The following is a 26,827-nucleotide window of genomic DNA, read 5'->3' as shown; positions in this document are numbered from 1 at the left end:
AGTTTCCCGGTGTACGTTCTCCGACTATGAGCGACCCGCAGGAGTACTGGTTCTGCCTCAAGCACCACGCGGTCGAGGGTCGGGACGGCTGCAAGAACGCCGACCGCCTCGGCCCCTACGCCTCCTCCGGGGAGGCCGAGCGGGCGCTGGAGCGCGTGGAGGAACGCAACGAGAACTGGGACAACGACCCGGCCTGGAACGACGACGAGGACGACGAGAAGGACGAGGACCCGCCCTCGGCGTGACGCCCGCCGGCGTCAGCGACGGGGGGAGAGTCGCAGCACCCGGTCGCGTCCGTCGCCGTTGGACGTGGTCACCAGGAGGCTGCCGCCGGGTGCGTTCGTCACGCTGCGGAGCCGGCCGAACCTGCGCAGCTCCCGGGGGGACCGCTCCCACGTCAGCGCGCCGTCGGGGCCGAATCGGAGGAAGACCAGCCGGCTGCCCTTGAGGGCGGCGACTGCCAGGGTCCCGTCCAGCCGCCCCCAGCGACTGCCGCGCACCCAGGTGGCGCCGGAGGTGGCGATCGTCGGGCTACCCGAGCTCCAGCGGGCGTCGACCTGGTCGCCGGGCAGCGAGTGGTCGGTCATCGGCACCGACTCGTCGTACCCGGGGCCGGGGTTCCACCCGTAGTCGCCGCCCGGGACGAGCAGGTTCACCTCGTCGTCGCGGTCGCTGCCGTGCTCGACCGACCAGAGGCTGCCGTCGGCGCGCTGCGCCAGCCCCTGCACGTTGCGGTGGCCGTAGGTCAGCACGAAGCGGCGCGGCGTGCTCGCCTGCGCCCAGGGGTTGTCGGGCAGCGGCCTCCCGGTGCGGGCCTCGAGACGCAGCACCTTGCCGGCGAGTGAGTCCAGGTCGCGGGGATGGCTGCTGACTCCCGAGTCGCCGGTGCCGACCAGCAGGGCGCCGTCGCGCCGATCGAGGAGGAGCCGGCAGCCGCCGTGCTTGCCGGAGGTCAGCGGGATGCCGGCCAGCACCGTGCGCCGACCCGTGAGGGAGGTCCAGGAGCGGTTCACGCGCCACCGGGTCACCCGCACCTCGGTCCCGGAACGCCCCACGGCGCCGTGACAGGCCCACAGGGTGCGGCTGGGCGCGTCGAGGGCGATCGACATCAACCCGATCTCGCCGTTGACGTGGACCAACCCCCGCAGCGAGGCCAGCGTGCGACGCTTGCCGTGGCGGACCACGCTGATCCTGGCGCGTTCGCGCTCGGTGACCACCACCCGGCCCCCCGGTGCCGGCTGGGCGTCCCAGGGGAGATCCAGGCCGCGGGCGACAGTGCGGACCTTGAACGACGGCATCTCCCGCGCGGCCGCCGCGGCGGCCGGCTCCGACGCGGGCTCCGACGCTGGCTCCGACCAGGACGGAGCCAGCGACGAGGCGCCCAGCGCCAGCACGCAGGTGAACAGGGACAGGGCCACGCCACGCCGGATCCGCATGGCAGGGCAGGCTACGCGGAGGGGCCGCGGACCCGGAAGGGGGTTCGGGACCCTAGAAGGTGTGCTCCGGGCCGGGGAACGTGCCGCCGCGCACGTCGTCGGCGTAGGCCTTGGCCGCCTCGAGCAGGACGCCGTGCAGGTCGGCGTACTGCTTGACGAACCTGGCCATCTTCCCGGTGCGGAGCCCGAAGGCGTCCTGCCAGACGAGGACCTGTCCGTCGCAGTCGGGCCCCGCCCCGATGCCGATGGTGGGGATGCGCAGCTCCCGGGTCACCTCGGCGGCGACGTCACCGGGCACCATCTCCATGACCACGGCGAAGGCCCCGGCTTCCTGGACGGCGCGCGCGTCGGCGAGGACCCGGTCCGAGGCCTCCCCGCGACCCTGCACCCGGTAGCCCCCCAGCGTGTGCTCGCTCTGGGGGGTGAAGCCGATGTGGGCCATCACCGGGATGCCGCCGCGGGTGCACCGCTCGATCACCGGCACCATCTCGGCACCGCCCTCGAGCTTGACCGCGTGGGCGCCCCCCTCCTTCATGAATCGGACGGCGGTCAGGTAGCCCTGCTCGGGCGAGGCCTGGTAGGAGCCGAACGGCAGATCCCCGACCACGAGCGCACGGCGGGCCGAGCGGGCGACCGCCCGGGTCAGCGGCAGCAGCTCGTCCACCGTGATCGGCAGCGAGGTCTCGTTGCCCAGGACGTTGTTGGAGGCCGAGTCGCCGACCAGGAGCAGCTGGATGCCGGCCTCGTCGAAGGTGGCGGCGGTGTACATGTCGTAGGCGGTGAGCATGGTGAACCGTTCGCCGCGCTCCTTCATCTCCCGCAGGTGGTGGGTGCGGATCCTCTTGACGGGGGCCGCGGGAGCCTTCGCGGCCCCGGCGCCGTAGGGAGCGGTCTCTTCGCTCATGGGTGTCACTCCTTGTCGTCTCGCGGCTCCCTGCTGGAGTCCCCGGAGTCGATCTCAGGCTAGTCCGACCGTCGAGGAGGGCCGGCCCTAGAGTGGCCGCGTGGACTTCTACTCCGCCTATGCGCACGGGTTCGCCCGCGTCGCCGCGGTCACGCTGCCGGTCTTGCTGGCGGACCCGGCAGCCAACGCCGCGAACGTCCTCGAGCAGGCGCGGGCCTGCCACGACGACCACGTCGCGGTCGCGGTCTTCCCCGAGCTCTGCCTGACCGGCTACTCGCTCGACGACCTCTTCCTCCAGGAGACCCTGCTGGCCGCCGTCGAGGAGGCCCTGCGGCAGGTCGTCGCGGCCAGCACGGACCTGCTGCCGGTGCTGGTGGTGGGCGCCCCGCTGAGGCAGGGGAGCCGGCTCCACAACTGCGCCGTCGTCATCCACCGTGGACGCGTGCTCGGGGTCGCGCCGAAGTCGTACCTGCCCAACTACCGCGAGTTCTACGAACGGCGGTGGTTCGCCGCGGGCGACGCCCCCGCCGACGAGTGGATCGAGGTCGCCGGCGAGAAGGTGCCGTTCGGCCCCGACCTGGTCTTCCGGGCCACCGACGTGCCGGGCCTCGCCCTCCACGTGGAGGTCTGCGAGGACATGTGGGTCCCGGTGCCCCCCAGCGCCCGGGCGGCACTCGCCGGTGCCACGGTCCTGGCCAACCTCTCGGGGAGCCCGATCACCGTCGGCCGCGCCGACGAGCGCCGGCTGCTGGTCCGCAGCGCCAGCGCCCGGTGCCTGGCCGCCTACGTCTATGCCGCGGCCGGGCAGGGCGAGTCCACCACGGACCTGTCGTGGGACGGCCAGACGATGGTCTACGAGTGCGGCGACCTGCTCGGCGAGGGCGACCGCTTCCCCGACGGCCCGCGCCGCACCGTGGTCGACGTCGACCTCGACCGGCTCCGACAGGAGCGGATGCGCCAGGGCACCTTCGACGACAACCGACGCAGCGTCGACGCGGCCGTGCGGACCATCGACCTCCGCCTGGACCCTCCCTCCGGGGACGTCGGGCTGCGACGGCACGTCGACCGCTTCCCCTTCGTGCCCGACGACCCGCGGCAGCTGGCACAGGACTGCTACGAGGCGTACAACATCCAGGTCTCGGGTCTCGAGCAGCGGCTGGTCTCGATCGGCACACCCCGGCCGGTGCTCGGTGTGAGCGGGGGACTCGACTCCACCCACGCCCTGCTCGTCGCGGCCAAGGCGATGGACCGGCTGGGCCGGCCGCGCAGCGACGTCCTCGCCTTCTCGATGCCCGGCTTCGCCACCGGCGAGACGACGAGGTCCTACGGCCGACGGCTCTGCGAGTCGCTCGGGGTGACGTATGAGGAGATCGACATCCGCCCGGCCGCGGAGCAGCTGCTGGCCGACCTGGGCCACCCCTTCTCGCGCGGGGAGAAGGTCTACGACGTCACCTTCGAGAACGTGCAGGCGGGGCTGCGCTACGACTACCTCTTCCGGCTCGCGAACCAGCGCGGCGGGATCGTCGTCGGGACTGGGGACCTCTCCGAGCTCGCCCTGGGCTGGTGCACGTACGGCGTCGGCGACCAGATGTCCCACTACGGTGTGAACACCGGCGTGCCCAAGACGCTGGTGCAGCACCTGATCAGGTGGGTGGCCGGCCACGACGAGTTCGACCCGGAGACCCAGGAGGTGCTGGCCCGGATCGTCGAGCAGGAGATCACCCCCGAGCTCATCCCCACCGAGGAGGGAGCCACCCCGCAGGCCACCGAGGCCTCGGTCGGTCCCTACGCCCTGCAGGACTTCACCCTGCACCAGGTGCTCCGGTGCGGGGCGCGGCCCAGCCGGGTCGCCTTCCTGGCCCACCACGCCTGGTCCGACCCCGGGGCGGGGGAGTGGCCCCCGGGATACCCCGAGTCCGCCCGCCCGTCCTACGACCTGGCCGAGATCCGTCACTGGCTGGAGGTCTTCCTGCGGCGGTTCTTCGCCCACCAGTTCAAGCGGAGCGCCCTGCCCAACGGCCCGAAGGTGAGCGGCGTCGGGACCCTCTCGCCGCGAGGAGACTGGCGGATGCCGTCCGACGCCCGGGTGCATGCCTGGCTGGCGGACCTGGAGCGGGTGCCGCCCGGCTGAGCCTGTCCGTTTGGGCGAACTTTGGGTGGAAGCACGGTGCGTAGGACATAGTTTGGTGCCATGGGCAAGCAGGAAGACTTCGTGCTCCGGGCGCTCGAGGAACGAGACGTGCGGTTCGTCCGCCTCTGGTTCACCGACGTGCTGGGCTACCTCAAGTCGGTCGCAGTGGCGCCGGCCGAGCTGGAGAGTGCCTTCGGTGAAGGCATCGGGTTCGACGGGTCGGCGATCGAGGGGTTCGCGCGGGTGCAGGAGAGCGACATGCTCGCCAAGCCCGACCCCTCGACGTTCCAGATCCTGCCGTGGCGGGGGGAGGGCCCGGCCACCGCGCGGATGTTCTGCGACATCCTGATGCCTGACGGCAGCCCCTCGTACGCCGACCCTCGGCACGTGCTCAAGCGCACCCTGGGGCAGGCCGCCGACAAGGGCTTCACGTTCTACACGCACCCCGAGATCGAGTTCTACCTGTTCAAGGACACCCCGCAGCCCGGGGTCGACCCGGTCCCGGTGGACCGCAGCGGGTACTTCGACCACACGGCCCAGTCGATGGGTGCCGACTTCCGCCGCGAGGCGATCACCATGCTGGAGTCGATGGGCATCTCCGTCGAGTACAGCCACCACGAGGGCGGCCCGGGGCAGCAGGAGATCGACCTGCGCTACGCGGACGCGCTCTCCACCGCCGACAACGTGATGACCTTCCGGACCGTGATCCGCGAGGTGGCGCTGACCCAGAACATCTGGGCCACCTTCATGCCCAAGCCCTTCACCGAGCACCCCGGCTCCGGCATGCACACCCACGTGTCGCTCTTCGAGGGTGACCGGAACGCCTTCTTCGAGGCCGGCGCCCAGTATCAGCTCTCGAAGACCGGCAAGCAGTTCATCGCCGGCCTCATGCGCCACGCCGCCGAGATCACCGCGGTCACCAACCAGTGGGTCAACAGCTACAAGCGACTCATCGGTGGGGGCGAGGCGCCGTCCTACATCTCCTGGGGTCACAACAACCGGTCCGCGATGGTCCGGGTTCCGATGTACAAGCCCAGCAAGGGGCAGTCCACCCGGATCGAGCTCCGGTCGCTCGACGCCGCCTGCAACCCCTACCTCGCCTTCGCGGTGGTCCTCGCCGCCGGCATGAAGGGCATCGAGGAGGAGTACGAGCTGCCCCGCGAGGCGGAGGACGACGTCTGGTCGCTGAGCGAGCGTGAGCGTCGCAGCCTCGGGATGACCGCCCTGCCCCGGACCCTCTACGAGGCCATCAACATCGCGGAGAGCAGCGAGCTGCTCGCCGAGACCCTCGGGGAGCACGTCTTCGACTTCTTCCTGCGCAACAAGCGCGCGGAGTGGGACCAGTACCGCGGTCAGGTGTCGGCCTTCGAGCGTGACCAGATGCTGCCGGTGATCTGACCATGCCGGACCACCGCAGCGAGAGGGAGGAGCGTCGAGCCGGCGCTCGGAAGGCACCGCGTCCGGTCGTGGACCCGACGCCCGTGCCCCGCTCCGCTGCGCTGGTCGACTCCGGGCACGTGCCGCGGCGACGCCCCGACGTGGACCGAGGATCCCGGGTGGACCCCACCCGGGTCACCGGCCCGATCCGGCTGGTGCTCGAGCCGATGCTGTGGGTCGCCTTCGCCAGCGGGGTCGTCTGGCTCCTCGTCGCGGTCGACCCCGGGGTCCGGGACCTCGACCGCGACGCGCTGGTCTACCGCTACACCCTGCCGCTGGCGATCCTGGTGGGGACCCTCCTGGTCGTCTCCACGGTCACCGCGCTGATGTGGCTGCCCACCTCGACCACCGCCGCTCGGGCGCGGACGTCGTTCGCGGGGCTGGGGATGCTCGCCTCCGGGTGGCTCTTCGCGGCCGTCAACCCGGTGGACAGGACCGACTTCCTGACGATGTCGTGGCTGTGCATCGGGATCGGCGTGCTCCTGGTCGCCGTCTGCGCCGTGCCGTGGCCCACCACCTCCTCACGACAGCCTGGGCCGCGCGGCCCCGTGGCGCGGGCCCTCGTGCTGGCGCTCGTGGTGGCCATCGCCTGCGTCGCCCTGCTCGCCTGGGAGAGTGCCCAGGAGGGACTGGTGGGCGGAGCCCCGGGCCAGCAGGCCGCCTGGGAGGAGCTGCTCCCGCTGCTGGGCCTGCTGGTGCTGCTGATCGCGGGAGTGCGGCTCGTGCTCCGGATGCCCTCCACCCACCATGCGCGCTGAGCTGGTCGCGACCCAGCTGAGCAGGGCCGGCTTCCAGGAGCTGGACCGGGCCCGCGCTGGCCTCGCGACCCTCGGTGAGCACGCGACCACCCTGCTCGCCCCGCTCTCGCGCGCCGCCGACCCGGACCTCGCGCTCTCCGCCCTGGTCCGGCTGGTCGAGGCCGCCGACCGGGCCGACGGGCTGCTCGACGCGCTCGCCTCCGACGAGGGCACGACGATGCGCCTGGTCGCGGTGCTGGGCGCGAGCGAGGCGCTGGGTGACCACCTGGTGCGGCACCCGGCGCAGTGGCGGGAGCTCACCGACCCCACCCTCGGCTGCACCCGTCCGGCAGCCTGGTGGCTGCGCGCCCAGCTGCTCCGAAGCGTGGGAGCGCGGCCCGACGACGAGATGCCGGTCGCCACGGTGAACGACGCGAAGGCGGTCGACGCGCTCCGCGTCGAGTACCGCCGCCTGCTGCTGCGGCTGGCCGCGCGTGACCTCGCCCACCACCAGGGTGTCGACGATCTGGCCGCCGAGCTCTCCGACCTGGCCGCCGGCACGCTGGACGCCGCGCTGGCGGTGGCTCGGGCACGGGTGGGCAAGGACGCGGGCGCCGCCCGGCTGGCCGTGGTGGCCATGGGGAAGTGCGGGGCCCACGAGCTCAACTACGTCTCGGACGTGGACGTGATCTTCGTCCACGAGGCGGTCGAGGGCGTCGAGGAGCAGGTGGCGACCCGGGTCGCCACGCAGCTGGCCGCCCAGCTGATGCAGGTCTGCTCCGACCAGACCCGCGAGGGCACGATCTGGCCGGTGGACGCGGGTCTGCGGCCCGAGGGTCACGCCGGTCCCCTGGTGCGCACCCTGGCGAGCCACCAGGGCTACTACGAGCGCTGGGCCAGGACCTGGGAGTTCCAGGCACTTCTCAAGGCGCGGCCGGTGGCCGGGGACCTCGACCTCGGGACGCGTTTCGTGGAGATGGTCTCGCCCCTGGTGTGGTCGGTGGCCGAGCGCGACGGGTTCGTCACCGACGTGCAGGCCATGCGCAGGCGGGTGCTGGAGCACATCCCCAGCAAGGAGGCGAAGCGTCAGCTCAAGCTCGGGTCCGGTGGGCTGCGGGACGTGGAGTTCGCGGTCCAGCTCCTCCAGCTGGTGCACGGGCGGGCAGACGAGCGGCTGAGGGTCGCCACGACACTGAGCGCGCTGGCCGAGCTGACCCGCGGCGGCTACGTCGGGCGGGAGGACGGCGAGACCCTCCACCAGGCCTACGCCTTCCTGCGCACCCTCGAGCACCGGATCCAGCTCTTCCGGCTCCGGCGCACGCACGTGGTGCCCTCGGACGAGCACGACCTGAGGCGCCTGGGGCGGTCGCTCGGCTTCGCCAAGGAGCCGGTGCAGCGGCTCGAGGAGACCTGGCGCCACCACCGACGCGAGGTCCAGCGCCTGCACGAGAAGCTCTTCTACCGGCCGTTGCTGGAGGCCGTGGCCCGCATCCCCGGCCCGGACGCGCGCCTGACGACGGCCCAGGCACAGGACCGGCTCTCCGCGCTCGGCTACGCCGACCCGAAGGCCGCACTTCGCCACCTCGAGGCGCTGACCAGCGGCGTCTCCCGCTCCGCGGCCATCCAGCGCACCCTCCTGCCGGTGATGCTGCAGTGGTTCGCCGACTCGCCGGACCCGGACGCGGGACTCTTCCGCTTCCGCCGGATCAGCGAGGCGCTGGGGGACAGCCACTGGTACCTGCGGCACCTGCGCGACGAGGGCCAGGTGGCGCAGCGACTGGCGCGCGTGCTCTCCACCTCGGCCTACGCCACGGACCTGCTCGAGCGCGAGCCGCAGGGTGTACGCATGCTGGCGGCCGACCTGACCCCCTTGGGGGCGGAGGTGCTCACCACCGAGATGCTCGCCACCGCCCGTCGGCAGGAGAGTCCCGAGGACGCCGTCCGGTCGGTCCGTGCGATCCGGCGTCGCGAGCTGTTCCGGATCGCGGTCGGCGACCTCTTCGGGGAGATCGACGTCGCCGACGTCGGGAGGGCGCTGGGTCGGCTGACCGATGCCACCCTGGAGGCCACCCTGGAGGTGGCGACCCGTCAGGCCTGCGAGCAGCGCGGGCTGACCGAGCCTCCCGCGCGGATGGCCATCGTGGCGATGGGCAGGTACGGCGGCTTCGAGCTCTCCTACGGCAGCGACGCGGACGTGATGTTCGTCTACGAGCCGGTGACCGGAACCGATGGGCACGCCGCGGCCGGGTGGGCCCAGGCGGTGGCCAACGAGCTGCGCCGGCTGCTCGCCCTGCCGGGCAGCGACCCGGCGCTGGAGGTCGACGCCGACCTGCGCCCCGAGGGCAAGCAGGGACCCCTGGTGCGGACCCTGGACTCCTACGCGGCGTACTACGCCAAGTGGTCGCACGTGTGGGAGGCCCAAGCCCTGCTGCGGGCCGACGCCGTCGTGGGGGACAAGGACCTGAGAGACCGCTTCACCGAGATGATCGACCCCCTGCGGTTCCCGCCGGGCGGGATCGACGACGACGAGGTGGTGGAGATCCGGCGGATCAAGGCGCGGGTGGACGACGAGCGGCTGCCGCGCGGCGCCGACCCGCGGACCCACCTCAAGCTGGGGCGCGGAGGGCTGGCCGACGTGGAGTGGACCGTGCAGCTGCTGCAGCTCCGCTTCGCCGGGGAGCTGGAGGCTCTGCGGACGCCGGAGACGCTGAAGGCTCTCCAGGCGGCGGCCGACCACGGTCTGCTGGCGCCGGAGGACGCCAGCACCCTGGCCGAGGCGTGGCGGCTGGTGAGCCGGGTGCGCAACGGCGCCACGCTGGTGCGGGGCCGGCCGGTGGACCAGCTGCCGCAGGACGCCCGTGAGAAGGCGTCGCTGGCCACCGTGCTGGGCTACGGACCGGGGGAGTCGGACCGGATGGTCAACGACTACCTGCGGACCACCCGCCGTGCCCACACGGTCGTGGAACGGGTCTTCTGGGGCTAGTTCCCGGTGAGCTCCCGGCCGCGCCGCGCCTGGCGCAGCGCCTTCCAGGCGCCGGTCGACCACAGCGCCCAGGCCACCAGGACCGGCTGGAAGAAGAGCCGGCCGAAGCGCTTGGCGTCGGTGTCGAGGCCGAAGGCGTCGGTGCCCTCGACGTACTGGGCGACGTTGCCGGGGAAGATCACGACGAAGAAGGTGGCGGCCGCCAGCCCGACGGTCACCCGCGGCCGCTCGAGCAGCAGGAGCCCGAGACCCAGGCCGATCTCGGCCACCCCCGAGACCACCACGACGACGTCGGTGTCGACCGGGAACCAGTCCGGCACCTGGGCCGAGAACTCCTGGCGGGCGACGGTCAGGTGCGAGACCCCGGCGAAGGTGAGCACGCCGCCCAGCAGCCAGCGCGCTACCCGCTGCGGCAGCGACGTCGGGGGAGCGGGACGGGTGATCGCACGGCGTACGAGATCGAGCACGTCGTCCTCCTGGGGTGATCGGTCGTGCCGGGTCTCCTGCCGGGCGGTGTCCGGGCTCAGAGGTTGGGGGTGGCCTCGCCGCGGTCGACGGCGCTGTCGTGGCTGGTCTGCACCTGGTCGAGCAGCTCCATGAGCGGCTTCTCCTGGCGCGCCTTCTCCTGGTACTTAGGGCCCAGCGAGCGGATCTGCTCGCGCTCGGCCACCAGCGCACGGTAGATCCGCTCGCGCTCGGCCGGGTCGTGGGTGTACTCGGAGTCCAGGTAGGCCTTCGCGTGGCGGCGGGCGTTGGCGATGGCGTTCTGGGCCTTGCCGGACGGGCTGACCAGCGACGCGATGACGGTCACGATCAGCGTGCCGACGATGACCGTGAGGGAGAGACCGATCCCGACCTCGACGACGGGGACGTGCTCGCCGTCGTTGATGAACGGCAGGTTGTTCTCGTGCAGGGCGTGGAGGATCAGCTTGACGCCGATGAAGGCGAGGATCGCCGCCAGCCCGTAGGAGAGGTAGATGAGGCGGTCGAGCAGGCCGTCGATGAGGAAGTAGAGCTGGCGCAGGCCCAGCAGCGAGAACGCGGTCGCGGTGAAGACGATGAAGACGTTCTGGGTGAGGCCGAAGATCGCGGGGATCGAGTCGAGCGCGAAGAGGATGTCGGTGCCGCCGATGGCCACCATCACCAGCAGCATCGGGGTCATCGCCCGCTTGCCGTTCTCGACGGTGAAGAGCTTGTCGCCGTCGTAGTAGTCGGTGGTGTGGAAGACCTTGCGGGCGATCCGGATGATGAAGTTGTTGGCCTCCTCGTCCTCCTCGTCGTCGGACTTGAGGAGGTTGCCGGCCGTGAGCAGGAGGATCAGCCCGAAGAGGTAGAAGATCCAGGCGAACGAGTTGATCAGCGCCGCGCCCAGCAGGATGAAGCCGGTGCGAGCGATGAGGGCGAAGACGATGCCGAAGAGCAGGACCTTCTGCTGGTCCTCACGCGGGACGCGGAAGCTCGACATGATGATGAGGAAGACGAAGAGGTTGTCGACCGAGAGCGCCTTCTCGGTGATGTAGCCGGCGAAGTACTCAGACCCTGCCTGTCCACCGCCGAAGACCAGGACGCCCAGCCCGAAGAGGATCGCGATGCCCACGTAGAGGGCCGACCAGAGGGCTGCCTCCCGCAACGTGGGGACGTGCGCCTTGCGGACGTGGAAGAAGAAGTCGAAGGCCAGCAGGGCCATGATTCCGACGATCGTCAGGCCCCATACTGCCGGGCTCACGTCCATGTTTTCAGCTCCTTGCTCGACCCGATGACCCCGAAAGTCTCGCAGATGGACGGTGACGGAGGCCGGGGCGGTCCTCCCGAGAGGTGAGACGACTGTCTCACCGAGGCGTTCAGGATCTTGTCAGTGACCCAGGCCACATGCTCTGCTGCCCCCACAACACTCGGGGGCAAAGAGGAGAGACCGTGAGAACTCGTCGCTACATCGTCGTGCTCGCCGCCTGGACGGCGGCGCTGATGCTCCCGCTGGCTCCAGCGGCCGTCCAGGCCGAGGAGGCGCTCCCGCCGTTCTACCAGGCGCCCGCCACGCTGCCGGCCGCCAACGGCGACCTGATCCGCAGCGAGCCGCTGGACATCCTCATCGACCCGTCCAAGCTCTTCGGGGTGCGCTCCAAGGCCACCCGGGTGCTCTACCGGTCCACCAACCGCACCGGCACTCCCATCGCGGTCTCCGGATCGGTGATCGTGCCCGAGCGGCCCTGGGCCGGCCCCGGCCGACGGCCCGTGATCGGCTACGCCGTCGGCACCCAGGGCATCGGCGACACGTGCGCCCCGTCCCGGCTCTTCAGCGAGCTGCTGGAGTACGAGTCGATCTTCATGTCGGGTCTGCTCGCCCGGGGCTACGCCATCGCCATGACCGACTACGAGGGTCTGGGGACGGCCGGCCAGCACACCTACATGGATCGCAGGTCCCAGGGGCAGGCGGTGCTCGACATCGTGCGGACCGCCCAGCGGCTCCCCGGGTCGGGCCTCTCCGCTCAGCACCCCGTCGCCTTCTACGGCTACTCCCAGGGCGGAAATGGGGCCGCCTCCGCCGCCGAGCTGGCCGCCTCCTACGCCCCCGAGCTCAAGGTCAAGGGGACCGTGGCCGGGGCCGTCCCCGCGGACCTGCGGGCCCTTCCCGGCGCCATCGACGGGACCCTCTACTCGGAGTTCACCTGGTACGCCATCGCGGGTCTCTCCGCCAGCTACGGCCTGGACATCCGGACCTACCTGAACCCCGCGGGGGAGCGCATGTTCGAGCAGATGCAGGACAACTGCGTCTTCGACCTCCTCGGGTCGGCGTTCACCAAGTCGTCCGACTACACCGCCGACGGGGCGAGCCTGGGCCAGCTCATCGAGCGGGAGCCGTTCCGCACGATGATCGACGACCAGCGCATCGGACGGATCCGGCCCAGCGCGCCGGTGCTGCTCACCCACAGCCTGCTCGACGACGTGGTGCCCCACCGGGTGGGCAAGCAGCTCGCCAGGGACTGGTGCGACCGCGGGGCCAACGTGCGCCTGAGCACCAACGTGACCCCGTTGCACGTGGGCGGCATGCTCAACAACGCGGCCGAGGTCTACGGCTTCCTCGAGGCCCGGTTCGCGGGTCTGCCCGCCGCCTCGTCCTGCTGGCGGCTGTGACCGGATGATCTAGATTCGGCGCGTGAGCGCCCAAGCCCCCTCCGCAGTGATCCTCGTCCGGGCCGAGCGATTCATGCCCAACCCGGCGACAGCGGCCGACAACGCCTTCCAGGCCGAGGTCCCCGCAGGACAGCCCGACGAGGTCACCGCGGCCCGCGCCCTCGCGGAGATGGACGCCTTGGCCGAGGCGCTCCGCTCCGTGGGGGTGCGGGTGCACGTCTTCGCGGATCCCGACCACACCCGGCCGGACAGCGTCTTCCCCAACAACTGGCTCTCCACCCATGCGGGCGGAACCGTGGCGGTCTACCCGATGTATGCCTCCAACCGAAGGCACGAGCGCCGGGCCGACGTGCTGGAGATGCTGAAGTCCGACTACCGGGTGCAGACCATCGTCGACTACTCCGGCCTCGAGCCCGACGGGATCTTCCTGGAGGGGACCGGCGCCATGGTGCTCGACCACGTCTCCCGGGTCGCCTACACGGCGCGCAGCCACCGCGCCGACACCCACGTGCTGGAGAGGTTCTGCACCGACTTCGGCTACGAGCCCATGGCCTTCGACGCGGTCGACGCCGCAGGGGTGCCGGTTTACCACACCAACGTGATCGGGTGCGTGGGCACCGAGGTCGCGCTCTTCGCCCTCGAGATGATCCCCGACGCCCACCGGCGCGAGCAGGTCCGCGAGCGGCTCTCGGTCGGCGGACGCACGATCGTGGAGCTCACCGAGGCGCAGGTGCGCGAGTTCGCCGGCAACGCGGTGGAGCTCTGCGGTCGCACCGCCCAGGGCAGGCGCCGCTACGTGATGGCGATGTCGGAGCGGGCCCGCCGCAGCCTCCGCCCCGACCAGGTGGCAGCGATCGAGGAGTCGTGCGAGATCGTGGCCGTGCGGATCCCCACCATCGAGCTCGCCGGCGGCTCGGTGCGCTGCATGATCGCGGGCGTCCACCTCGACCGGCGGCCCGTGGTGGAGGCGGAGCTCACCGAGGCGGTGGAGGCGATCAACGAGGACGACCCGGAGACCCCCGACGGCCAGGAGGTGGCGCTCAGTGAGCCGGCAGGTGTCCGCTCAGTCGGTCATGGCGGTCGGCGCTCGACGGGTTGAGCCCGACGATCTGGACGCGCGTGCCGTGCCGCTCGTACTTGGTGGTGATGGCGTCCAGGGCAGCGACCGTGGAGGCGTCCCAAACATGGGAGTCGGTGAGGTCGATGACGACCCGGTCGGGGTCCTCGGCGTAGTCGAACTGGGTGTAGAGGTCGTTGCTGGAGGCGAAGAAGAGCTCACCCGTGACCCGGTAGACCGCCTTGGTGCCGTGCTCGTCCTCGACCAGGGTGCGGTGGGTCTCGGTGAGGTGGGCGACTCGCCGCGCGAAGAGCGTCATGGCCACCAGGACCCCGACGCCGACGCCGATGGCGAGGTTGTGGGTCCACACGGTGACCACCACGGTGGAGACCATCACCAGGGTCTCCGACCTCGGCATCCGGCGCAGGGTGGTGGGCCTGACGCTGTGCCAGTCGAAGGTGCCGACCGAGACCATGATCATCACCGCGACCAGGGCGGCCATCGGGATGAGCGCCACGACGTCGCCGAAACCGACCACCAGGACGAGCAGGAAGACGCCGGCCAGGAAGGTGGAGATCCGGGTCCGGGCACCGGAGACCTTCACGTTGATCATGGTCTGGCCGATCATGGCGCAGCCGCCCATGCCGCCGAAGAGCCCGGTGATCACGTTGGCGGTGCCCTGCCCCCAAGCCTCGCGGGTCTTGTCCGACCGCGTGTCGGTGACGTCGTCGACGAGCTTCGCGGTGAGCAGGGACTCGAGCAGCCCGACCGCTGCCATCGCCAGGGCGTAGGGGGCGATGATCCTCAGCGTCTCGAGGGTGAAGGGCACGTCGGGGACGAACCAGGACGGCAGGCTGTCGGGCAGATCGCCCTCGTCACCGACGTTCGGGACGTCGACCGCGGCCAGGACGGTGAACGCGGTCAGGGCGACGATCGCGACCAGGGGAGCGGGGACGACCTTGTTGAGGCGCGGGAAGCCCACGATGACGGCGAGGCCGACCGCGACCATCGGGTAGACCGCCCCCGGGACGTCGACCAAGTGCGGGACCTGCGCCACGAGGATCAGGATGGCCAGCGAGTTGACGAAGCCGACCATCACCTGGCGCGGGATGAACCGCATCAGCTTCGCGACGCCCGCCACCGCCAGGAGGATCTGCAGCATCCCGCCCAGCAGGACCGTGGCGACGAGGTAGTCCATGCCGTGGTCACGCACCACCGGGGCGACAACGAGGGCGACGGCGCCCGTGGCGGCGGAGATCATCGCCGGCCGGCCCCCCAGGAAGGCGATCGAGACCGCCATCGTGAAGGAGGCGAAGAGCCCGACCCTGGGGTCGACGCCGGCGATGATGGAGAACGAGATCGCCTCCGGGATGAGCGCCAGTGCCACGACGAGGCCGGCCAGCACCTCGGTGCGCAGCAGCCTCGGGGACCGCAGGGCCGTGCGCACGGTGGGCTCTGGGGCGTGGGGCACGGTGGTGGTCACACAGATCCGATCTCGGTCCGGCAGAAGTCCGCCCAGAAGCCTAACGCCGGACCGGCGCGATCAGAGCAGCATGTCCCACGTCCCCTCCTCCTCCTCCGCGTGGGCCGACACGTCGTGGTTGCCGTACGGGTCCCGGGGGCAGATGTCGTAGGAGTGGGTCAGGTCGGGGTCGAACCAGCCCACGTCCTCGACATGGACCAGGCTCTCGCCACAGTGGCGACACCGTCTCGTGCGGAGCCGACCGCGGTACATGCGGCGCAGCGGCTTTCTTCGGCGCCCGGAGGCGTCGCTCACGACATCGCGACCCGCAACGTGTCCGGATTGCTGGGAGCCACGCTGGGCAGGCCGTCGTAGGACCCGTTGGGGGTGACCACTGTCCCTGACTCGCCCCGCAGGATCGCCGTCGCCTCCTCCAGGCGACCGATGGCGGCGATCCCGCCGGTGAGCTCGACGAAGCGGCAGACCGCCTCGACCTTGGGTCCCATCGATCCGGCGGCGAAGTCCATGGCGCGCAGGCTCCGGGGGGTCGCCTGCCGCACGGGCTCCTGATCGGGAGTGCCGAAGCCCCGCATCACGCTCGGGACGTCGGTCAGGACGAGCAGGACGTCCGCGTCGAGCGCCTCGGCCAGGACCGAGCTGGTGAGGTCCTTGTCGACGACCGCCTCGACGCCGGTCAGCTCGCCGTGCTCGTTGCGGATCACCGGGACCCCGCCACCGCCTGCGCAGACCACCACGGCCCCGCTCTGCAGGAGCTGCCGGATCAGCCGGGTCTCGACGACCCGGTGCGGGCGCGGGGAGCCGACCACCCGGCGCCAGCCGGTACCGTCCGGCTTGACCACCCAGCCTCGCTCCACGGCCAGCCGGCGTGCCTCCTCCTCGGTGTACATCTCCCCGACGAACTTGGTCGGGTCGGCGAAGGCGGGGTCGGCGGCCTCCACGAGGGTCTGGTTGATGATGGCGGCCACCTGCCGGCCCGGCAGCTCGTTCTGCATCGCCTGGAGCAGCCAGTACCCGATCATCCCTTGGGTCTGCGCGCCCAGCACGTCGAAGGGGTACGGCGTGGTGAGCCGCGGGTCGGAGGCGCTCTGGAGCGCCAGCACGCCGACCTGCGGACCGTTGCCGTGGGTCAGCACCAGCTCGTGCTCCTCGGCGAGCGGAGCCAGCGAGGTCACCGCACGGCGGACGTTGCGCTCCTGCACGTCGGCGTCCGGCTTCTGACCACGCTGCAGGAGCGCGTTGCCACCCAGGGTGGCCACGATGCGCATCTCAGCCCCCCAGGGTCGCCACGAGCACGGCCTTGATGGTGTGCATGCGGTTCTCCGCCTGGTCGAAGACGATCGAGCGGCGGGACTCGAACACCTCGTCGGTGACCTCCAGCGCGTCCATGCCGGTCTCGTGGAAGAGCTCCTCTCCCACCTTCGTGTGGCGGTCGTGGAAGCCCGGCAGGCAGTGCATGAACTTGACCTTCGGGTTGCCGGTCGCCTCCACCACGCCCGTGTTGACCTGGTAGGCCTTGAGCAGCTCGATGCGCTCGGCCCAGAGCTCCTTGGGCTCGCCCATCGAGACCCAGACGTCGGTGTAGAGGAAGTCCACCCCGGCGACGCCGGCGCCCACGTCCTCGGTGTGGGTGATGCGGGCGCCCGTCTCGTCGGCGATGCGGCGGGCCTCGGCGATGATGCCGTCCTCGTTCCACAGCGACTTCGGTGCCACGATCCGCACGTCCATGCCCATCATGGCGCCGGTGACGAGAAGCGAGTTGCCCATGTTGTTGCGGGCGTCGCCGAGGTAGGCGAAGGAGAGCTCCTCGTCGTGCTTGCCGCTGTGCTCGCGCATGGTGAGCATGTCGCACAGCATCTGGGTGGGGTGCCACTCGTCGGTGAGCCCGTTCCACACCGGGACGCCGGCGTACTCCGCCAGGGTCTCCACGTTGCTCTGGGCCGCTCCCCGGTACTCGATGCCGTCGAACATCCTCCCCAGCACCCGGGCGGTGTCCTCCATCGACTCCTTGTGGCCGATCTGCGAACCACTCGGGTCCAGGTAGGTCACGTGCGCCCCCTGGTCGAAGGCCGCGACCTCGAAGGCGCAACGGGTCCGGGTGGAGGTCTTCTCGAAGATGAGCGCGATGTTCTTGCGGGTGAGCCGCGGCTGCTCGGAGCCGGCGTACTTCGCCTGCTTGAGCTCCGCCGCCAGGTCGAGCATGAACTTCCACTCCTTGGGGGTGAAGTCGAGCTCGCGGATGAAGCTGCGGTTCCTCAGGTTGAACGCCATCTCCTCAGATCCCTTCTCGCTCGATGGGGCAGGACATGCAGCGCGGTCCGCCGCGCCCGCGTCCGAGCTCGTTGCCCCGGATCGTGATGACCTCGACGCCCTTCTTGCGCAGGTAGGTGTTGGTGGTGACGTTCCGCTCGTAGGCGACCACCACGCCGGGCCGGAGCGCGAGGACGTTGCAGCCGTCGTCCCACTGCTCACGCTCGGCCGCGTGCACGTCCTGGGTGGCGGTGAGGACGTTGATCGAGTCCAGGCCGAGGGCCCGCGCGATCGCGAGGTGCATGTCCTCGGGGGGGTGCGGGGTCACCTTGAGCTCGTGCTCGGAGTCGCCCGGCTCGATGGTGTAGGACGGGAGCATCCCGAGCCCGATGTACTTGGTGAAGGTGTCCTCGTTGACCATCGTCATGACGGTGTCGAGGTGCATGAATGCCCGGGCCATGGGCATCGACAGCGCGACGACCTTGCTCGCGCTCCCGGTCTTGAAGAGCCGACGGGCCAGCCGCTCCACGCCCTGGGGCGTGGTGCGCTCACTCATCCCGATCAGCACCACGCCTCGGCCCAGGACGAGGATGTCGCCGCCCTCGGTGGTCGCCGTGCCGTTGACGGTGCCCTCGGACCACACGTGGTAGGAGGTGTCGGCGAAGAGCGGGTGCCAGCGATAGATCGCCTCGTAGTGGATCGTCTCCCTCGCCCGGGCCCGCTTGCGCATGGCGTTGATCGAGACGCCGTCGAAGATCCACGCCGAGGTGTCGCGGGTGAACAGGTGGTTGGGCAACGGCGGCAGCAGCAGGTCGTCGAGGCCGAGCGCGTGCACCACGAGGGAGTCCGGCTCCTCCGTCCGCTCGAGGAGCTCGCGCTTGGTCATCCCGCCGATCAGGTAGGTCGTCAGCTCCGCGTCGTCCATCGCCCCGAAGGTCTCGTGCAGGGTGCCGAGCGCGATGGGACCGTAGACGAGCTCGTTCAAGGACTGATCCAGGACGAACTTCCTCGCCTCCGGGACCCCCAGGGTCTCGGTGAGGAGCTGGTCCAGGAGGTAGACCTGGACGCCTTGCTCGCGCAGCGCCTCGGCGAAGGCGTCGTGCTCCAGCTTCGCCTGCTTGACCCACAGGACGTCGTCGAAGAGGAACTCGTCGTGGTTGCTGGGCGTCAGACGCTTCAGCTCCAGGTCCGGCCGGTGGAGGATCACTTGCTTCAGGCGGCCCACCTCGGAGTCCACGTGCAGAGTCATAACCGGTTCCTCTCGCTTGTCTGTGTCTCTCACCATGCGTCCTCATGGGCACCCGACGGACGGGTCGAAAGTCACGAGCCCGCAGGTCAACCGGCAGGTGCGGGGGGCGCGGAGGGCGCGGTTGCATGGAGGCGCCCAACTCGTCGGACCGAGCAGAGGTATCCCGTGGCCAGACACGCGGCACAATCCGGCACAGCCACCACCGACCCCCCGGAGAAGCCTCGGGAGTTCAAGTTCCCGAGCGCGTTCACGGTGCTCTTCGTCGTCACCCTCGTGGTGTGGGCGCTCGCCTTCGTGATCCCGACGGGCAGCTACCAGACCGAGGGCGACGGCGGCGCCCCCGTGCCGGGCAGCTACGAGCGGACCGACGCGCCGCTGACGTTCGGCGGCCGCCTGATGCAGCTCTTCCTCGCGCCCGTCAACGGTCTCTACGGGGTGATGAACGCGGACGGCTTCATCGGACCGTACGAGTCCGGCGAGCTGTACGGCGCCGCGGGGGTCTTCTTCTTCGTCCTCGCGATCGGCATCTTCATCACCGTCTGCATGACCACCGGAGCGATCGACAACGGGGTGGCCAAGATCGCGCAGCGGATGAGCCGACGTGGCCCGGTGCTGATCGCCGTGCTGATGATCCTCTTCTCCATCGGTGGCACGACGGAGGGCATGGCCGAGGAGACTCTCGGGTTCTACGCCCTCGTCATCCCGCTGATCCTGGCGCTCGGCTACGACCGCATGGTGGTCGTCGGCGTGATCATGGTGGGGGCGGGAATCGGCACGCTCGCCTCCACCGTCAACCCGTTCGCCACCGGGGTGGCCTCGGACGCGGCCGGGATCTCCATCGGCGACGGCATCGGGCTGCGCTTCCTGATGTACCTGCTGCTGGTGCCCGTGGGGATCTGGTGGGTGCTGCGCTATGCCCGCAAGGTCAAGGCCGACCCCACCGCCTCTCGCACGTCCGACGCGCCCGGCGACGAGGAGCTGCGCAGCCAGGGCCTGCGCACCGTGCCTGATCTCACCGGGCGGCAGAAGACCGTGCTGGCGACGATCGCGGCGACCTTCGCCTTCATGATCTTCGCCATCGTGCCGTGGGCGCAGATCATCAACGGGCCCTCCGCGGAGAGCTACAGCTGGCAGCTCGACTGGTACTTCCCCGAGCTGGCGGCGCTCTTCCTCGCCATGTCCCTGGTGGTGGGGCTGATCGGGGGACTGGGGGAGAAGGGACTCACCGACTCCCTGGTGCGGGGCGCGGGCGACTTCATCGGCGTGGGTCTCATCATCGTCCTGGCGCGTGGGGTCACCGTGATCATGAACAACGCGGAGATCACCGGCACGATCCTGCACTCGATGGAGGAGGTGGTGAGCAACACCGACTCCGGGGTCTTCGGGGCCGTGATGTTCCTGATCAACCTTCCCCTGGCGTTCCTGGTCCCGTCGTCGTCCGGGCACGCCGCCCTCGCGATGCCCATCCTGGCGCCGCTGGCCGACTTCGCGGGTGTCAGCCGCGCCCTCGTGGTGACGGCCTACCAGTCCGCCTCCGGCGTGGTCAACCTGATCACGCCGACGTCCGCCGTGGTCATGGGCGGGCTGGCCCTCGCCAAGGTCCGCTACGACCAGTACGCGCGGTTCGTGCTGCCCCTGCTGGGGATCCTGCTGGTCCTGTGCACGGTGATCATCGCGATCGCAGCCTCGTTCTGATCCCCCAGGTCGCGCTCGACCGGCCGCCGCAGTGAGGAGAACGAGTTGAACACCCTGCTCCAGCCCCTGCTCGTGGGAGTCGTCGGCTCGCCCGCCATCCATGGTGCCGTGCGCGCCGCGGTGGCAGAGGCGCGTGAGCTGGGAGCGACACTCCGGCTGGTGCACGTCGTGCCCGACCACCTGCCGCTGGTCCCGGTCGACGCCCTGGTCAGCAGGGACCTGGTCAGCAGGGGGGCAGAGCTCCTGGCGAGCGCGGCCGCCGGGGTCGCCTCGCTCGCCCCGGACCTCGAGGTCGAGACGCAGCTGCGCCGCGGTGGCGTCGCGACCCAGCTCGCCGAAGCCGGTGAGGACGCCGCGGCGCTCTACGTCGGTCGCGAGAGCCTCCACCTCAAGCGCGCCATGAACGGCAATGCCGGGGCGGGCACAGCCGCCCGCGCCCCCTGCCCGGTGGTCAGCGTGCCTGCCGACTGGCAGCCGCGGCCCAAGCGAGGAGAGGTGGTGGTCGCGCTGAAGATGAGCTCGGACTCCTCGGAGCTGTTCGCCGATGCCTTCGCGGAGGCAGGGACGCACGGCGACCGAGTGGTGGTCCTGCACTCCTGGGGACTGCCGGCCATGTACGACGACCTCGTCGTCTCCCGGGTGGGCCCACTGGAGCCCGCCCGACGATCCTCGGCGGTGCTGGAGCTGCTGCTGGAGGAGTGGCGCACCAGCTATCCCGGTGTCGAGGTGGAGCTCCGGGTCGTCCACGACGAGCCGGTGCGGGCGCTCGTGGCGGCCTCGCGGATAGCGGACCTGCTGGTCCTGGTGCGCCGGACCCACGGACTCAAGCACGGTTCCCTCGGCGGCACCGCCCGCGCCGTCCTGCGTGGTGCGGAGTGTCCGGTGCGGGTGCTTCCCCCGGCCAGGGCTCCGGGGCGCCCCGGGCTCGTGCTCGAGGAGCCGGGGGTTCTTGGGCAGTGAGAGCCGCCGGGCGGCGACGCCACCGGTGGCCCGGTCAGGGGATCGGCACCGTCCAGGTCAGCGTCGTCCCGCGGGCGGGCGTCGAGCAGACGTCCAGGTGACCGCCACGCCGCTCCGCACGGCGCCGGACGTTGGCGAGACCGCTCTCCTCGGGCGAGTCGGGGATGCCGATGCCGTCGTCGTCCACCCGGACCACGAGCCCGTCCACCACGCTGACCTCGACCGAGCAGGTGGTGGCCTCACCATGGCGCACGGCGTTCGACAGTGCCTCGCTCAGCACCGCGAGGACGTCCGAGAGCAGCTCCGCGTCGATGACCGTCCTGACCGCCCCCCTGAACTCGAGGGTCGGACGGAGCTTCATCGTCCGGGTCGCCCGCTCCACCAAGCGCACGATGGCGGCTCGGGGGTCGGTGTCGTCGCCCGCCGGGCCGAGCCTGAAGATCGTGCGCCTGATGTCGCGGATCGTGGTGTCGATCTCGTCGGAGGTGCGGGCGAGCCGCCGGGAGATCTCGTCGGGATCGCGCAGCCACGAGATCCCCTGCATCTCCAGACCCAGTGCGAAGAGCTTCTGGATGACCAGGTCGTGCAGGTCCCGGGCGATCCGGTCCCGGTCCTGCAGCACCGCCTTGCGCTGGTCGGCCTGCCCGCTCCGTGCCACCCGGAGCACCAGCGGGGCCTGCTCGGCGAGGAGGTCGGGAAGCGCGCGTCTGCGCGCCGCGCGGACGACCGTGGCGTCGTCGCTCATCCAGGCCAGGGTGATCACGGCCTCGAGTCCGGCCGAGCTCGCGATCGGCACGACCAGGCCAGGACCCGTGGGCCCGAAGCCGAGCGCGGCAGGGACGTCGACGGCGCGGCTGTGGTCGGCGACGCTCTTGACCGTCAGGGTCCGTCCGATGAAGGCGGAACAGCGGGCGAGCGAGGTGCTGAAGTCGATCGCGGCCATCGCCTCGGTGGGGGCGTCGAAGCCCGAGACCACCCGCAGCCGGAGGGAGGCCGGGTCGGGACCCGTGACGACCCAGGCGAGGTCGGCTCCGGAGAGCTCACGCGCCCAGTCGGCGACGTGCTGGAGCGCGGCGTCGTCGGGCTCCCCGTGGAAGAGTTCCGAGGCGGCCGTCAGCCAGTGCTCCCGGCGCGCGACCTGGTCGCGGAGCCGGGCGTTCTCGATGGCCACCCCGGCCGCGCCCGCCAGCGTGGCGGCGATCTGTCCGTCCTGCTGGGTGAACCCCGGCCCCGTGCCCTTGTCGCCCAGGTGCAGCGTGCCGAACGCCTCGTCACCGACCCGGATGGCCGCCTCGAGGGCGACCTGGGTGGGTGGGCGTGCGCCCGGCTGGCGCAGCTGGCGCCAGGCCATCAGCTCGTCGGTCTCACCCGCGGCGGCCTCGTCCACCGGCACCGGCGAGTCCCGGTCGCCGAGTGGTGCTCGGGGGCCGGGCACACCCGGTGCCTCCGCGGGCAGTACGGCGTCGCCGTGCGTGACGAACGAGCGGCGCAGGGGAGGGTGCTCGTCCCAGTCCAGGAGCTTCAGGGTGCCGTACCGGGCTCCGGTGAGGTCCATCCCCGCCTGCAGGATCCGGGCGAGCTTGTCGTCGAGGGAGAGCCCCGAGGAGAGGCTCTGCAAGGTGCCGAGCAGAAGCCGCCACTCCTCCGTCCTGACCATGGTGTCGACCGACGAGCCAGCCATCACCATCAGCTCGTCGAAGCTGGGTTGTTGCTCGTGCGGCGAGGGGCCTCCCCCGTGAGTTCCCGAGATTTCGTGCATGCCCACTCCTCAGCCGCGTCTTGACCAGACAGGTGACGTACCCCATTTGAGGCGCCCTATCCTCCCTGCTGCGAGGGAGGGCGCCGGGATCAGCGGTGCTCGGTGTGGTCGTGCGTGGCGATGATGGCTGCCTGGGTCCGCGAGCTCACGCCCAGCTTCCCCAGCATGGTCGAGACGTAGTTCTTGGTCGTCTTCTCGCTCAGGTGCAGCTGCGAGGCGATCTGCCGGTTCGTCAGGCCCTGTCCGACGAGCTCGAGGACCTGGCGCTCCTTGGGGGTGAGATGCCTGGTCAGCGGGTTGACCGGCGGCCCGTCACGCAGACGTGCCAGGACCCGGGCCGTCAGCGAGGGATCGAGCATCGACTGTCCCGCCGCGACGCGCCGGACGGTGTCGGCCAGGTCCGCAGCCTTGACCTGCTTGAGTACGTAGCCCGCGGCGCCGGCCATGATGGCGGCGAAGAGCGCCTCGTCCTCCTCGTAGGAGGTGAGCATCAGGGCTGCGATCCCGGGATCGACCGACCGCACGTGCCGGCATACCTCGACGCCGGTGCCGTCGGGCAGCCGGACGTCGAGCACGGCGACGTCGGGACGGAGCGCGGGAATGAGGTGTGCCGCCTGCTGGGCCAGCCCAGACTCGCCGATGACGACGATGTCCCCGTCGCGCTCCAGGACACTGCGGATCCCGTGGCGGACCAGCTCGTGGTCGTCGAGCAGGAAGACCGTGACCGGACGCTGTGGCCCGATGGATGGCCCCGGAGCCTGCTCTTGCATGGTGCCAATCTACTTTCAGCCCCCCTACCGCAACCTAGACCTTGGCCAGCGATCTTTCGGGACTTTGGCCCCTTGCGGATCTCCGGGGATGGTGCCTGCGACGGCCGGCCACGCGACCGACGGGCAGGGGCAGTGGCCACAGGTCCCGTCGGGGGATGCCGTTTGGCCCTGCGCCCGGCCGGTGTGCCGTCCGACCTTGGTAGTGAGTCTTCGAGCCCAGCGAGGAGCGACCTCGCCCAGGACCTGAGGGCACTGCGCAGACGACCCTGAGAGGCGTGACCGATGACACCGCTTGACCACCTTCGTCTCGACCCCGCGCTCCGTGACCTCTACGAGGACCTCCATCGCCATCCCGAGCTCGGGTTCCAGGAGCACCGGACCTCGTTGATCGTGACAAAGCGGCTCATCTCGCTCGGCTACCAGGTGACCGCCGGGATCGGCGGCACCGGTGTGGTCGGGGTGATGACGAACGGACGCGGTCCGACCGTCCTGCTGCGGGCCGACATGGACGGCCTGCCGATCAGGGAGGAGACCGGTCTGCCCTATGCGAGCACGGACACCATGCTCGACGCGAGCGGCACCCTCGTGCCGGTCAGTCACGCCTGTGGCCACGACCTCCACACGACCTGTCTCCTGGGTGCCGCCGAGGTGCTGGCATCCGGGAGGGCGAGCTGGTCCGGTGCGCTCGTGCTGGTCTTCCAGCCGGCCGAGGAGCTGGGGACGGGCGCGCAGGCCATGGTCGACGACATGCTGTTCGGCCGGTTCCCGGTGCCGGACGTCGTGCTGGGGCAGCACGTCGCCCCGTTGCCCACCGGGACGATCGCGGTCCATCCCGGCGCCGCCTACGCGAGCTCCGACTCGCTGCGGGTGCGGTTCTTGGGCAAGGGGGCGCATGGCTCCATGCCCCAGAACTCGATCGACCCCGTGGTGATGGCGGCAGAGGCGGTGCTGGACCTGCAGACCATCGTCTCCCGCGAGATCCCCAGCACCGAGACGGCGGTGCTGACCGTCGGCTCGGTCCACGCGGGCAGCACGGCCAACGTCATCCCGGGGGAGGCCGAGCTGCTGCTCAACGTCCGCAGCTACGACCAGGCGGTCCGGACCCGCATCCTCGAGAGCGTGGAGCGCATCGCCCGGGGTGTGGCCGCGACGGCAGGGGCGACCGAGCCGCCCGAGGTGACCCGCATCGAGGGATTCCCGGTCGTCGTCAACGATCCCGGCGCCCTGGAGCGGACCGTCCGTGGCTTCACCGCGTGGCTCGGGGAGGACCGGATCCTCGACCCCGGCGCCGGTGCGGGCAGCGAGGACGTCGGGATCCTGGCCACCAACGCGGATGCCCCGTTGTGCTTCTGGCTGCTCGGAGGCAGCGACCCCTCGCTGTTCAGCACAGGTGACCTCACCGACCCGGCGGTGGTGCAGACCCTGCCGAGCAACCACTCACCGAAGTACGCACCCATGGTGGAGGTCGCCCTGCCGATGGGGGTCGAGGCGCTGGTGACGGCCGCAACTTCCTGGCTCCGTCCCGCTCGTGCCAGGTCGTCGAGCAGCGCCGCGCCGACCGCCCGCAACGGCAGGGCCGCGGGCGACAGGGTCGCCGCCAGTGCCGTGGCGAACGGAACCGCAGACCGGGGGAACGGAACGCAACGATGAAGGAGCAGGTATGGCGACACTGACAGTGTGGAAGTTCGACAGTCCCGACGGGGCGCTGCGGGCCGAGGAGGCCCTGGCTGCCCTGGAGAAGCAGGAGCTCATCCACGTCCTCGATGCCGCAACCGTCTCGTGGGAGGAGGGCAAGAAGAAGCCCAAGACCCATCAGGCCAACTCGCTGGTCGCCACCGGTCTGGTGGGAGGCATGTTCTGGGGACTGCTCTTCGGCCTCATCTTCTTCGTCCCTCTGATCGGCGTGGTGGTGGGGGCCGCCTCGGGGGCGGTGTTCGGCTCCCTCGCGGACGTCGGGATCGATGACGACTTCATCGGGTCCGTGCGCGAGAAGGTCACCCCGGGCACGTCGGCCCTCTTCGTCCTCAGCACCGGCACCGTCCTGGACCGGGTCAGCGAGGCACTGCGTGAACGGGGCGTCCACGGAGAGCTGATCGAGACGAACCTCTCCGCCGAGGAGGAGGCCACCCTCCGCGAGATGCTCGACGACGAGGAAGACGAGACAGGACGACAGAAGGAGGCGACATCATGAGCATCCAGAGACGGGAGAGCCCACCCCTGTTCAGCGAGCTGATGAGCTGGCTGGGGTCCCAGGCCCCCGACCCCCAGGTGAGGATCGAGGAGTGGGTGGACGGCGATCGGAGGTTCATCCGAGCCGACATCCCCGGCGTCGATCCCGAGCGCGACATCGAGCTCACGGTGGACGGCGGCCTCCTTCACCTGCGGGGCGAGCGGCGCTCCGAGACGCGTGACCGGCACCGGACCGAGATCCGCTACGGCACCTTCTCGCGCGTCGTCTCTCTGCCTCCCGGGACCCGCGCGGAGGACATCTCGGCCGAGTACGCGGACGGGGTGCTGACGGTCTCCATGCCCGAGTCGGGAGGGTCCAGTGCGGAGACGATCCCCGTGAGCGTCAAGTCCGGGCAGGACAAGCAGGACAAGCAGGACAAGAAGGACAAGCAGGACAAGCAGCAGTGACCCGGTCGGCCGTGGCGTCCTCCACCCAGGAGGGCGCCACGGTTCGTCTCTGCCGGGGCCGACGAGCACGGAACTTCGGGGCCGACGAGCGGCTGGACGGGTGGGGCGACGGCTGGTCACCGCGTGGCCCGGGCACCACGGCCATGGCCCGGGGCCCGGGGAGGGGAGCCGTTGGTCATGCGGGGCGGGTGCCGACAAGCACTCCCTCCG

General features: G+C 70.8%; 23 protein-coding genes. 12 read left to right on the top strand and 11 right to left on the bottom strand.

Annotated elements, in window-relative coordinates; all coding sequences use genetic code 11:
• Nucleotides 1–26 precede the first annotated feature (26 nt).
• On the top strand, nucleotides 27–245 hold the full coding sequence (locus AC3X7R_RS14970; RefSeq protein WP_489966461.1) for a hypothetical protein: 219 nt from the start codon (nucleotides 27–29) through the stop codon (nucleotides 243–245).
• A gap of 12 nt (nucleotides 246–257) precedes the next feature.
• Here AC3X7R_RS14970 and AC3X7R_RS14965 read toward each other — a convergent pair whose 3' ends face one another.
• Nucleotides 258–1,436 carry a PQQ-dependent sugar dehydrogenase gene (locus AC3X7R_RS14965; RefSeq protein WP_489966460.1) on the bottom strand — a complete coding sequence of 393 codons (1,179 nt, stop codon included), beginning with the start codon at nucleotides 1,434–1,436 and terminating at the stop codon, nucleotides 258–260.
• Between the two features lie 52 nt (nucleotides 1,437–1,488).
• Complete coding sequence (gene panB / locus AC3X7R_RS14960) at nucleotides 1,489–2,340, bottom strand: 3-methyl-2-oxobutanoate hydroxymethyltransferase (protein ID WP_489966459.1); 852 nt, start codon at nucleotides 2,338–2,340, stop codon at nucleotides 1,489–1,491.
• Nucleotides 2,341–2,440: 100 nt separating this feature from the next.
• On the opposite strand from panB, the gene AC3X7R_RS14955 reads away from it, so the two are divergent.
• The 4 genes from AC3X7R_RS14955 (at nucleotide 2,441) to AC3X7R_RS14940 (ending at nucleotide 9,628) form a co-directional block, all read left to right on the top strand.
• A complete protein-coding gene (locus tag AC3X7R_RS14955; protein ID WP_489966458.1) occupies nucleotides 2,441–4,471 on the top strand; it encodes an NAD(+) synthase in 2,031 nt (676 codons plus the stop codon).
• Nucleotides 4,472–4,531: 60 nt separating this feature from the next.
• Complete coding sequence (locus AC3X7R_RS14950; RefSeq protein ID WP_489966457.1) at nucleotides 4,532–5,869, top strand: glutamine synthetase family protein; 1,338 nt, start codon at nucleotides 4,532–4,534, stop codon at nucleotides 5,867–5,869.
• 68 nt (nucleotides 5,870–5,937) lie between these two features.
• A complete protein-coding gene (locus AC3X7R_RS14945) occupies nucleotides 5,938–6,666 on the top strand; it encodes a hypothetical protein (RefSeq protein WP_489966456.1) in 729 nt (242 codons plus the stop codon).
• Complete coding sequence (locus tag AC3X7R_RS14940) at nucleotides 6,656–9,628, top strand: bifunctional [glutamine synthetase] adenylyltransferase/[glutamine synthetase]-adenylyl-L-tyrosine phosphorylase (RefSeq protein WP_489966455.1); 2,973 nt, start codon at nucleotides 6,656–6,658, stop codon at nucleotides 9,626–9,628. Before AC3X7R_RS14945 ends, AC3X7R_RS14940 begins: the two co-directional genes overlap by 11 nt.
• Here the strand turns inward: AC3X7R_RS14940 and AC3X7R_RS14935 are convergent.
• Together AC3X7R_RS14935 and AC3X7R_RS14930 are read right to left on the bottom strand one after the other, a co-directional pair.
• Nucleotides 9,625–10,071 (bottom strand): DoxX family protein, encoded by a 447-nt coding sequence (locus tag AC3X7R_RS14935; RefSeq protein WP_489966502.1) that lies wholly within the window; start codon nucleotides 10,069–10,071, stop codon nucleotides 9,625–9,627. The genes AC3X7R_RS14940 and AC3X7R_RS14935 overlap by 4 nt on opposite strands.
• Nucleotides 10,072–10,151: 80 nt before the next feature.
• Nucleotides 10,152–11,360 carry a TerC family protein gene (locus tag AC3X7R_RS14930; RefSeq protein WP_489966454.1) on the bottom strand — a complete coding sequence of 403 codons (1,209 nt, stop codon included), beginning with the start codon at nucleotides 11,358–11,360 and terminating at the stop codon, nucleotides 10,152–10,154.
• Between the two features lie 182 nt (nucleotides 11,361–11,542).
• Between AC3X7R_RS14930 and AC3X7R_RS14925 the strand changes: the two genes are divergently transcribed.
• Complete coding sequence (locus AC3X7R_RS14925; protein WP_489966453.1) at nucleotides 11,543–12,760, top strand: lipase family protein; 1,218 nt, start codon at nucleotides 11,543–11,545, stop codon at nucleotides 12,758–12,760.
• A gap of 22 nt (nucleotides 12,761–12,782) precedes the next feature.
• Nucleotides 12,783–13,859 carry a citrulline utilization hydrolase CtlX gene (ctlX, locus tag AC3X7R_RS14920; protein WP_489966452.1) on the top strand — a complete coding sequence of 359 codons (1,077 nt, stop codon included), beginning with the start codon at nucleotides 12,783–12,785 and terminating at the stop codon, nucleotides 13,857–13,859.
• Here the strand turns inward: ctlX and AC3X7R_RS14915 are convergent.
• The 5 genes from AC3X7R_RS14915 to AC3X7R_RS14895 form a co-directional block, all read right to left on the bottom strand.
• The gene (locus AC3X7R_RS14915) at nucleotides 13,801–15,300 is read right to left on the bottom strand and encodes a SulP family inorganic anion transporter (RefSeq protein WP_489966451.1); all 1,500 of its coding nucleotides are present in this window, start codon (nucleotides 15,298–15,300) and stop codon (nucleotides 13,801–13,803) included. The two genes, ctlX and AC3X7R_RS14915, sit on opposite strands and share 59 nt — an antisense overlap.
• A gap of 60 nt (nucleotides 15,301–15,360) precedes the next feature.
• Entirely contained in the window at nucleotides 15,361–15,483 is a 123-nt protein-coding gene (locus AC3X7R_RS14910; protein ID WP_489966450.1) for a hypothetical protein, read from the bottom strand.
• A gap of 107 nt (nucleotides 15,484–15,590) precedes the next feature.
• Entirely contained in the window at nucleotides 15,591–16,565 is a 975-nt protein-coding gene (gene arcC / locus AC3X7R_RS14905) for a carbamate kinase (protein WP_489966449.1), read from the bottom strand.
• 1 nt (nucleotide 16,566) lies between these two features.
• Nucleotides 16,567–17,568: an ornithine carbamoyltransferase gene (argF, locus tag AC3X7R_RS14900; RefSeq protein ID WP_489966448.1), complete on the bottom strand. Its 1,002-nt coding sequence runs from the start codon at nucleotides 17,566–17,568 to the stop codon at nucleotides 16,567–16,569.
• A 4-nt stretch (nucleotides 17,569–17,572) separates the two neighbouring features.
• Nucleotides 17,573–18,796 carry an arginine deiminase gene (locus tag AC3X7R_RS14895; RefSeq protein WP_489966447.1) on the bottom strand — a complete coding sequence of 408 codons (1,224 nt, stop codon included), beginning with the start codon at nucleotides 18,794–18,796 and terminating at the stop codon, nucleotides 17,573–17,575.
• Nucleotides 18,797–18,961: 165 nt separating this feature from the next.
• Here AC3X7R_RS14895 and AC3X7R_RS14890 point away from each other — a divergent pair, with 165 nt between their 5' ends.
• Together AC3X7R_RS14890 and AC3X7R_RS14885 are read left to right on the top strand one after the other, a co-directional pair.
• The gene (locus tag AC3X7R_RS14890; RefSeq protein WP_489966446.1) at nucleotides 18,962–20,491 is read left to right on the top strand and encodes a YfcC family protein; all 1,530 of its coding nucleotides are present in this window, start codon (nucleotides 18,962–18,964) and stop codon (nucleotides 20,489–20,491) included.
• A gap of 45 nt (nucleotides 20,492–20,536) precedes the next feature.
• Nucleotides 20,537–21,451 (top strand): universal stress protein, encoded by a 915-nt coding sequence (locus tag AC3X7R_RS14885; protein ID WP_489966445.1) that lies wholly within the window; start codon nucleotides 20,537–20,539, stop codon nucleotides 21,449–21,451.
• Nucleotides 21,452–21,485: 34 nt separating this feature from the next.
• On the opposite strand, the gene AC3X7R_RS14880 is transcribed toward AC3X7R_RS14885, so the two are convergent.
• Together AC3X7R_RS14880 and AC3X7R_RS14875 are read right to left on the bottom strand one after the other, a co-directional pair.
• Nucleotides 21,486–23,210, bottom strand: coding sequence for a GAF domain-containing sensor histidine kinase (locus AC3X7R_RS14880; RefSeq protein WP_489966444.1), 1,725 nt, complete (start codon nucleotides 23,208–23,210; stop codon nucleotides 21,486–21,488).
• An 89-nt stretch (nucleotides 23,211–23,299) separates the two neighbouring features.
• A complete protein-coding gene (locus tag AC3X7R_RS14875) occupies nucleotides 23,300–23,980 on the bottom strand; it encodes a response regulator (protein WP_489966443.1) in 681 nt (226 codons plus the stop codon).
• 282 nt (nucleotides 23,981–24,262) lie between these two features.
• On the opposite strand from AC3X7R_RS14875, the gene AC3X7R_RS14870 reads away from it, so the two are divergent.
• From AC3X7R_RS14870 to AC3X7R_RS14860, 3 genes are read left to right on the top strand one after another with little or no spacing between them, the layout of a single operon-like run.
• Complete coding sequence (locus AC3X7R_RS14870; RefSeq protein ID WP_489966442.1) at nucleotides 24,263–25,630, top strand: amidohydrolase; 1,368 nt, start codon at nucleotides 24,263–24,265, stop codon at nucleotides 25,628–25,630.
• A gap of 10 nt (nucleotides 25,631–25,640) precedes the next feature.
• Entirely contained in the window at nucleotides 25,641–26,171 is a 531-nt protein-coding gene (locus tag AC3X7R_RS14865) for a DUF1269 domain-containing protein (RefSeq protein ID WP_489966441.1), read from the top strand.
• Nucleotides 26,168–26,617, top strand: coding sequence for an Hsp20/alpha crystallin family protein (locus AC3X7R_RS14860; protein ID WP_489966440.1), 450 nt, complete (start codon nucleotides 26,168–26,170; stop codon nucleotides 26,615–26,617). The genes AC3X7R_RS14865 and AC3X7R_RS14860 overlap by 4 nt, the downstream gene beginning before the upstream one ends.
• The last annotated feature ends 210 nt before the right edge of the window (nucleotides 26,618–26,827 follow it).

This window comes from Nocardioides sp. Z22_16 (assembly GCF_058134365.1).
The sequence above is the reverse complement of the archived record's forward strand: the minus strand, read 5'-3'. Positions and strand labels throughout refer to the sequence as shown.

What these genes read in the sequence shown, in the direction of transcription:
- AC3X7R_RS14970 (WP_489966461.1), top strand. Translation starts at nt 27, where the DNA reads ATGAGCGACCCGCAGGAGTACTGGTTCTGCCTCAAGCACCACGCGGTC.
- AC3X7R_RS14965 (WP_489966460.1), bottom strand. Translation starts at nt 1,436, where the DNA reads ATGCGGATCCGGCGTGGCGTGGCCCTGTCCCTGTTCACCTGCGTGCTG.
- panB (WP_489966459.1), bottom strand. Translation starts at nt 2,340, where the DNA reads ATGAGCGAAGAGACCGCTCCCTACGGCGCCGGGGCCGCGAAGGCTCCC.
- AC3X7R_RS14950 (WP_489966457.1), top strand. Translation starts at nt 4,532, where the DNA reads ATGGGCAAGCAGGAAGACTTCGTGCTCCGGGCGCTCGAGGAACGAGAC.
- AC3X7R_RS14940 (WP_489966455.1), top strand. Translation starts at nt 6,656, where the DNA reads ATGCGCGCTGAGCTGGTCGCGACCCAGCTGAGCAGGGCCGGCTTCCAG.
- AC3X7R_RS14930 (WP_489966454.1), bottom strand. Translation starts at nt 11,360, where the DNA reads ATGGACGTGAGCCCGGCAGTATGGGGCCTGACGATCGTCGGAATCATG.
- arcC (WP_489966449.1), bottom strand. Translation starts at nt 16,565, where the DNA reads ATGCGCATCGTGGCCACCCTGGGTGGCAACGCGCTCCTGCAGCGTGGT.
- argF (WP_489966448.1), bottom strand. Translation starts at nt 17,568, where the DNA reads ATGGCGTTCAACCTGAGGAACCGCAGCTTCATCCGCGAGCTCGACTTC.
- AC3X7R_RS14895 (WP_489966447.1), bottom strand. Translation starts at nt 18,796, where the DNA reads ATGACTCTGCACGTGGACTCCGAGGTGGGCCGCCTGAAGCAAGTGATC.
- AC3X7R_RS14880 (WP_489966444.1), bottom strand. Translation starts at nt 23,210, where the DNA reads ATGCACGAAATCTCGGGAACTCACGGGGGAGGCCCCTCGCCGCACGAG.
- AC3X7R_RS14875 (WP_489966443.1), bottom strand. Translation starts at nt 23,980, where the DNA reads ATGCAAGAGCAGGCTCCGGGGCCATCCATCGGGCCACAGCGTCCGGTC.
- AC3X7R_RS14870 (WP_489966442.1), top strand. Translation starts at nt 24,263, where the DNA reads ATGACACCGCTTGACCACCTTCGTCTCGACCCCGCGCTCCGTGACCTC.
- AC3X7R_RS14865 (WP_489966441.1), top strand. Translation starts at nt 25,641, where the DNA reads ATGGCGACACTGACAGTGTGGAAGTTCGACAGTCCCGACGGGGCGCTG.
- AC3X7R_RS14860 (WP_489966440.1), top strand. Translation starts at nt 26,168, where the DNA reads ATGAGCATCCAGAGACGGGAGAGCCCACCCCTGTTCAGCGAGCTGATG.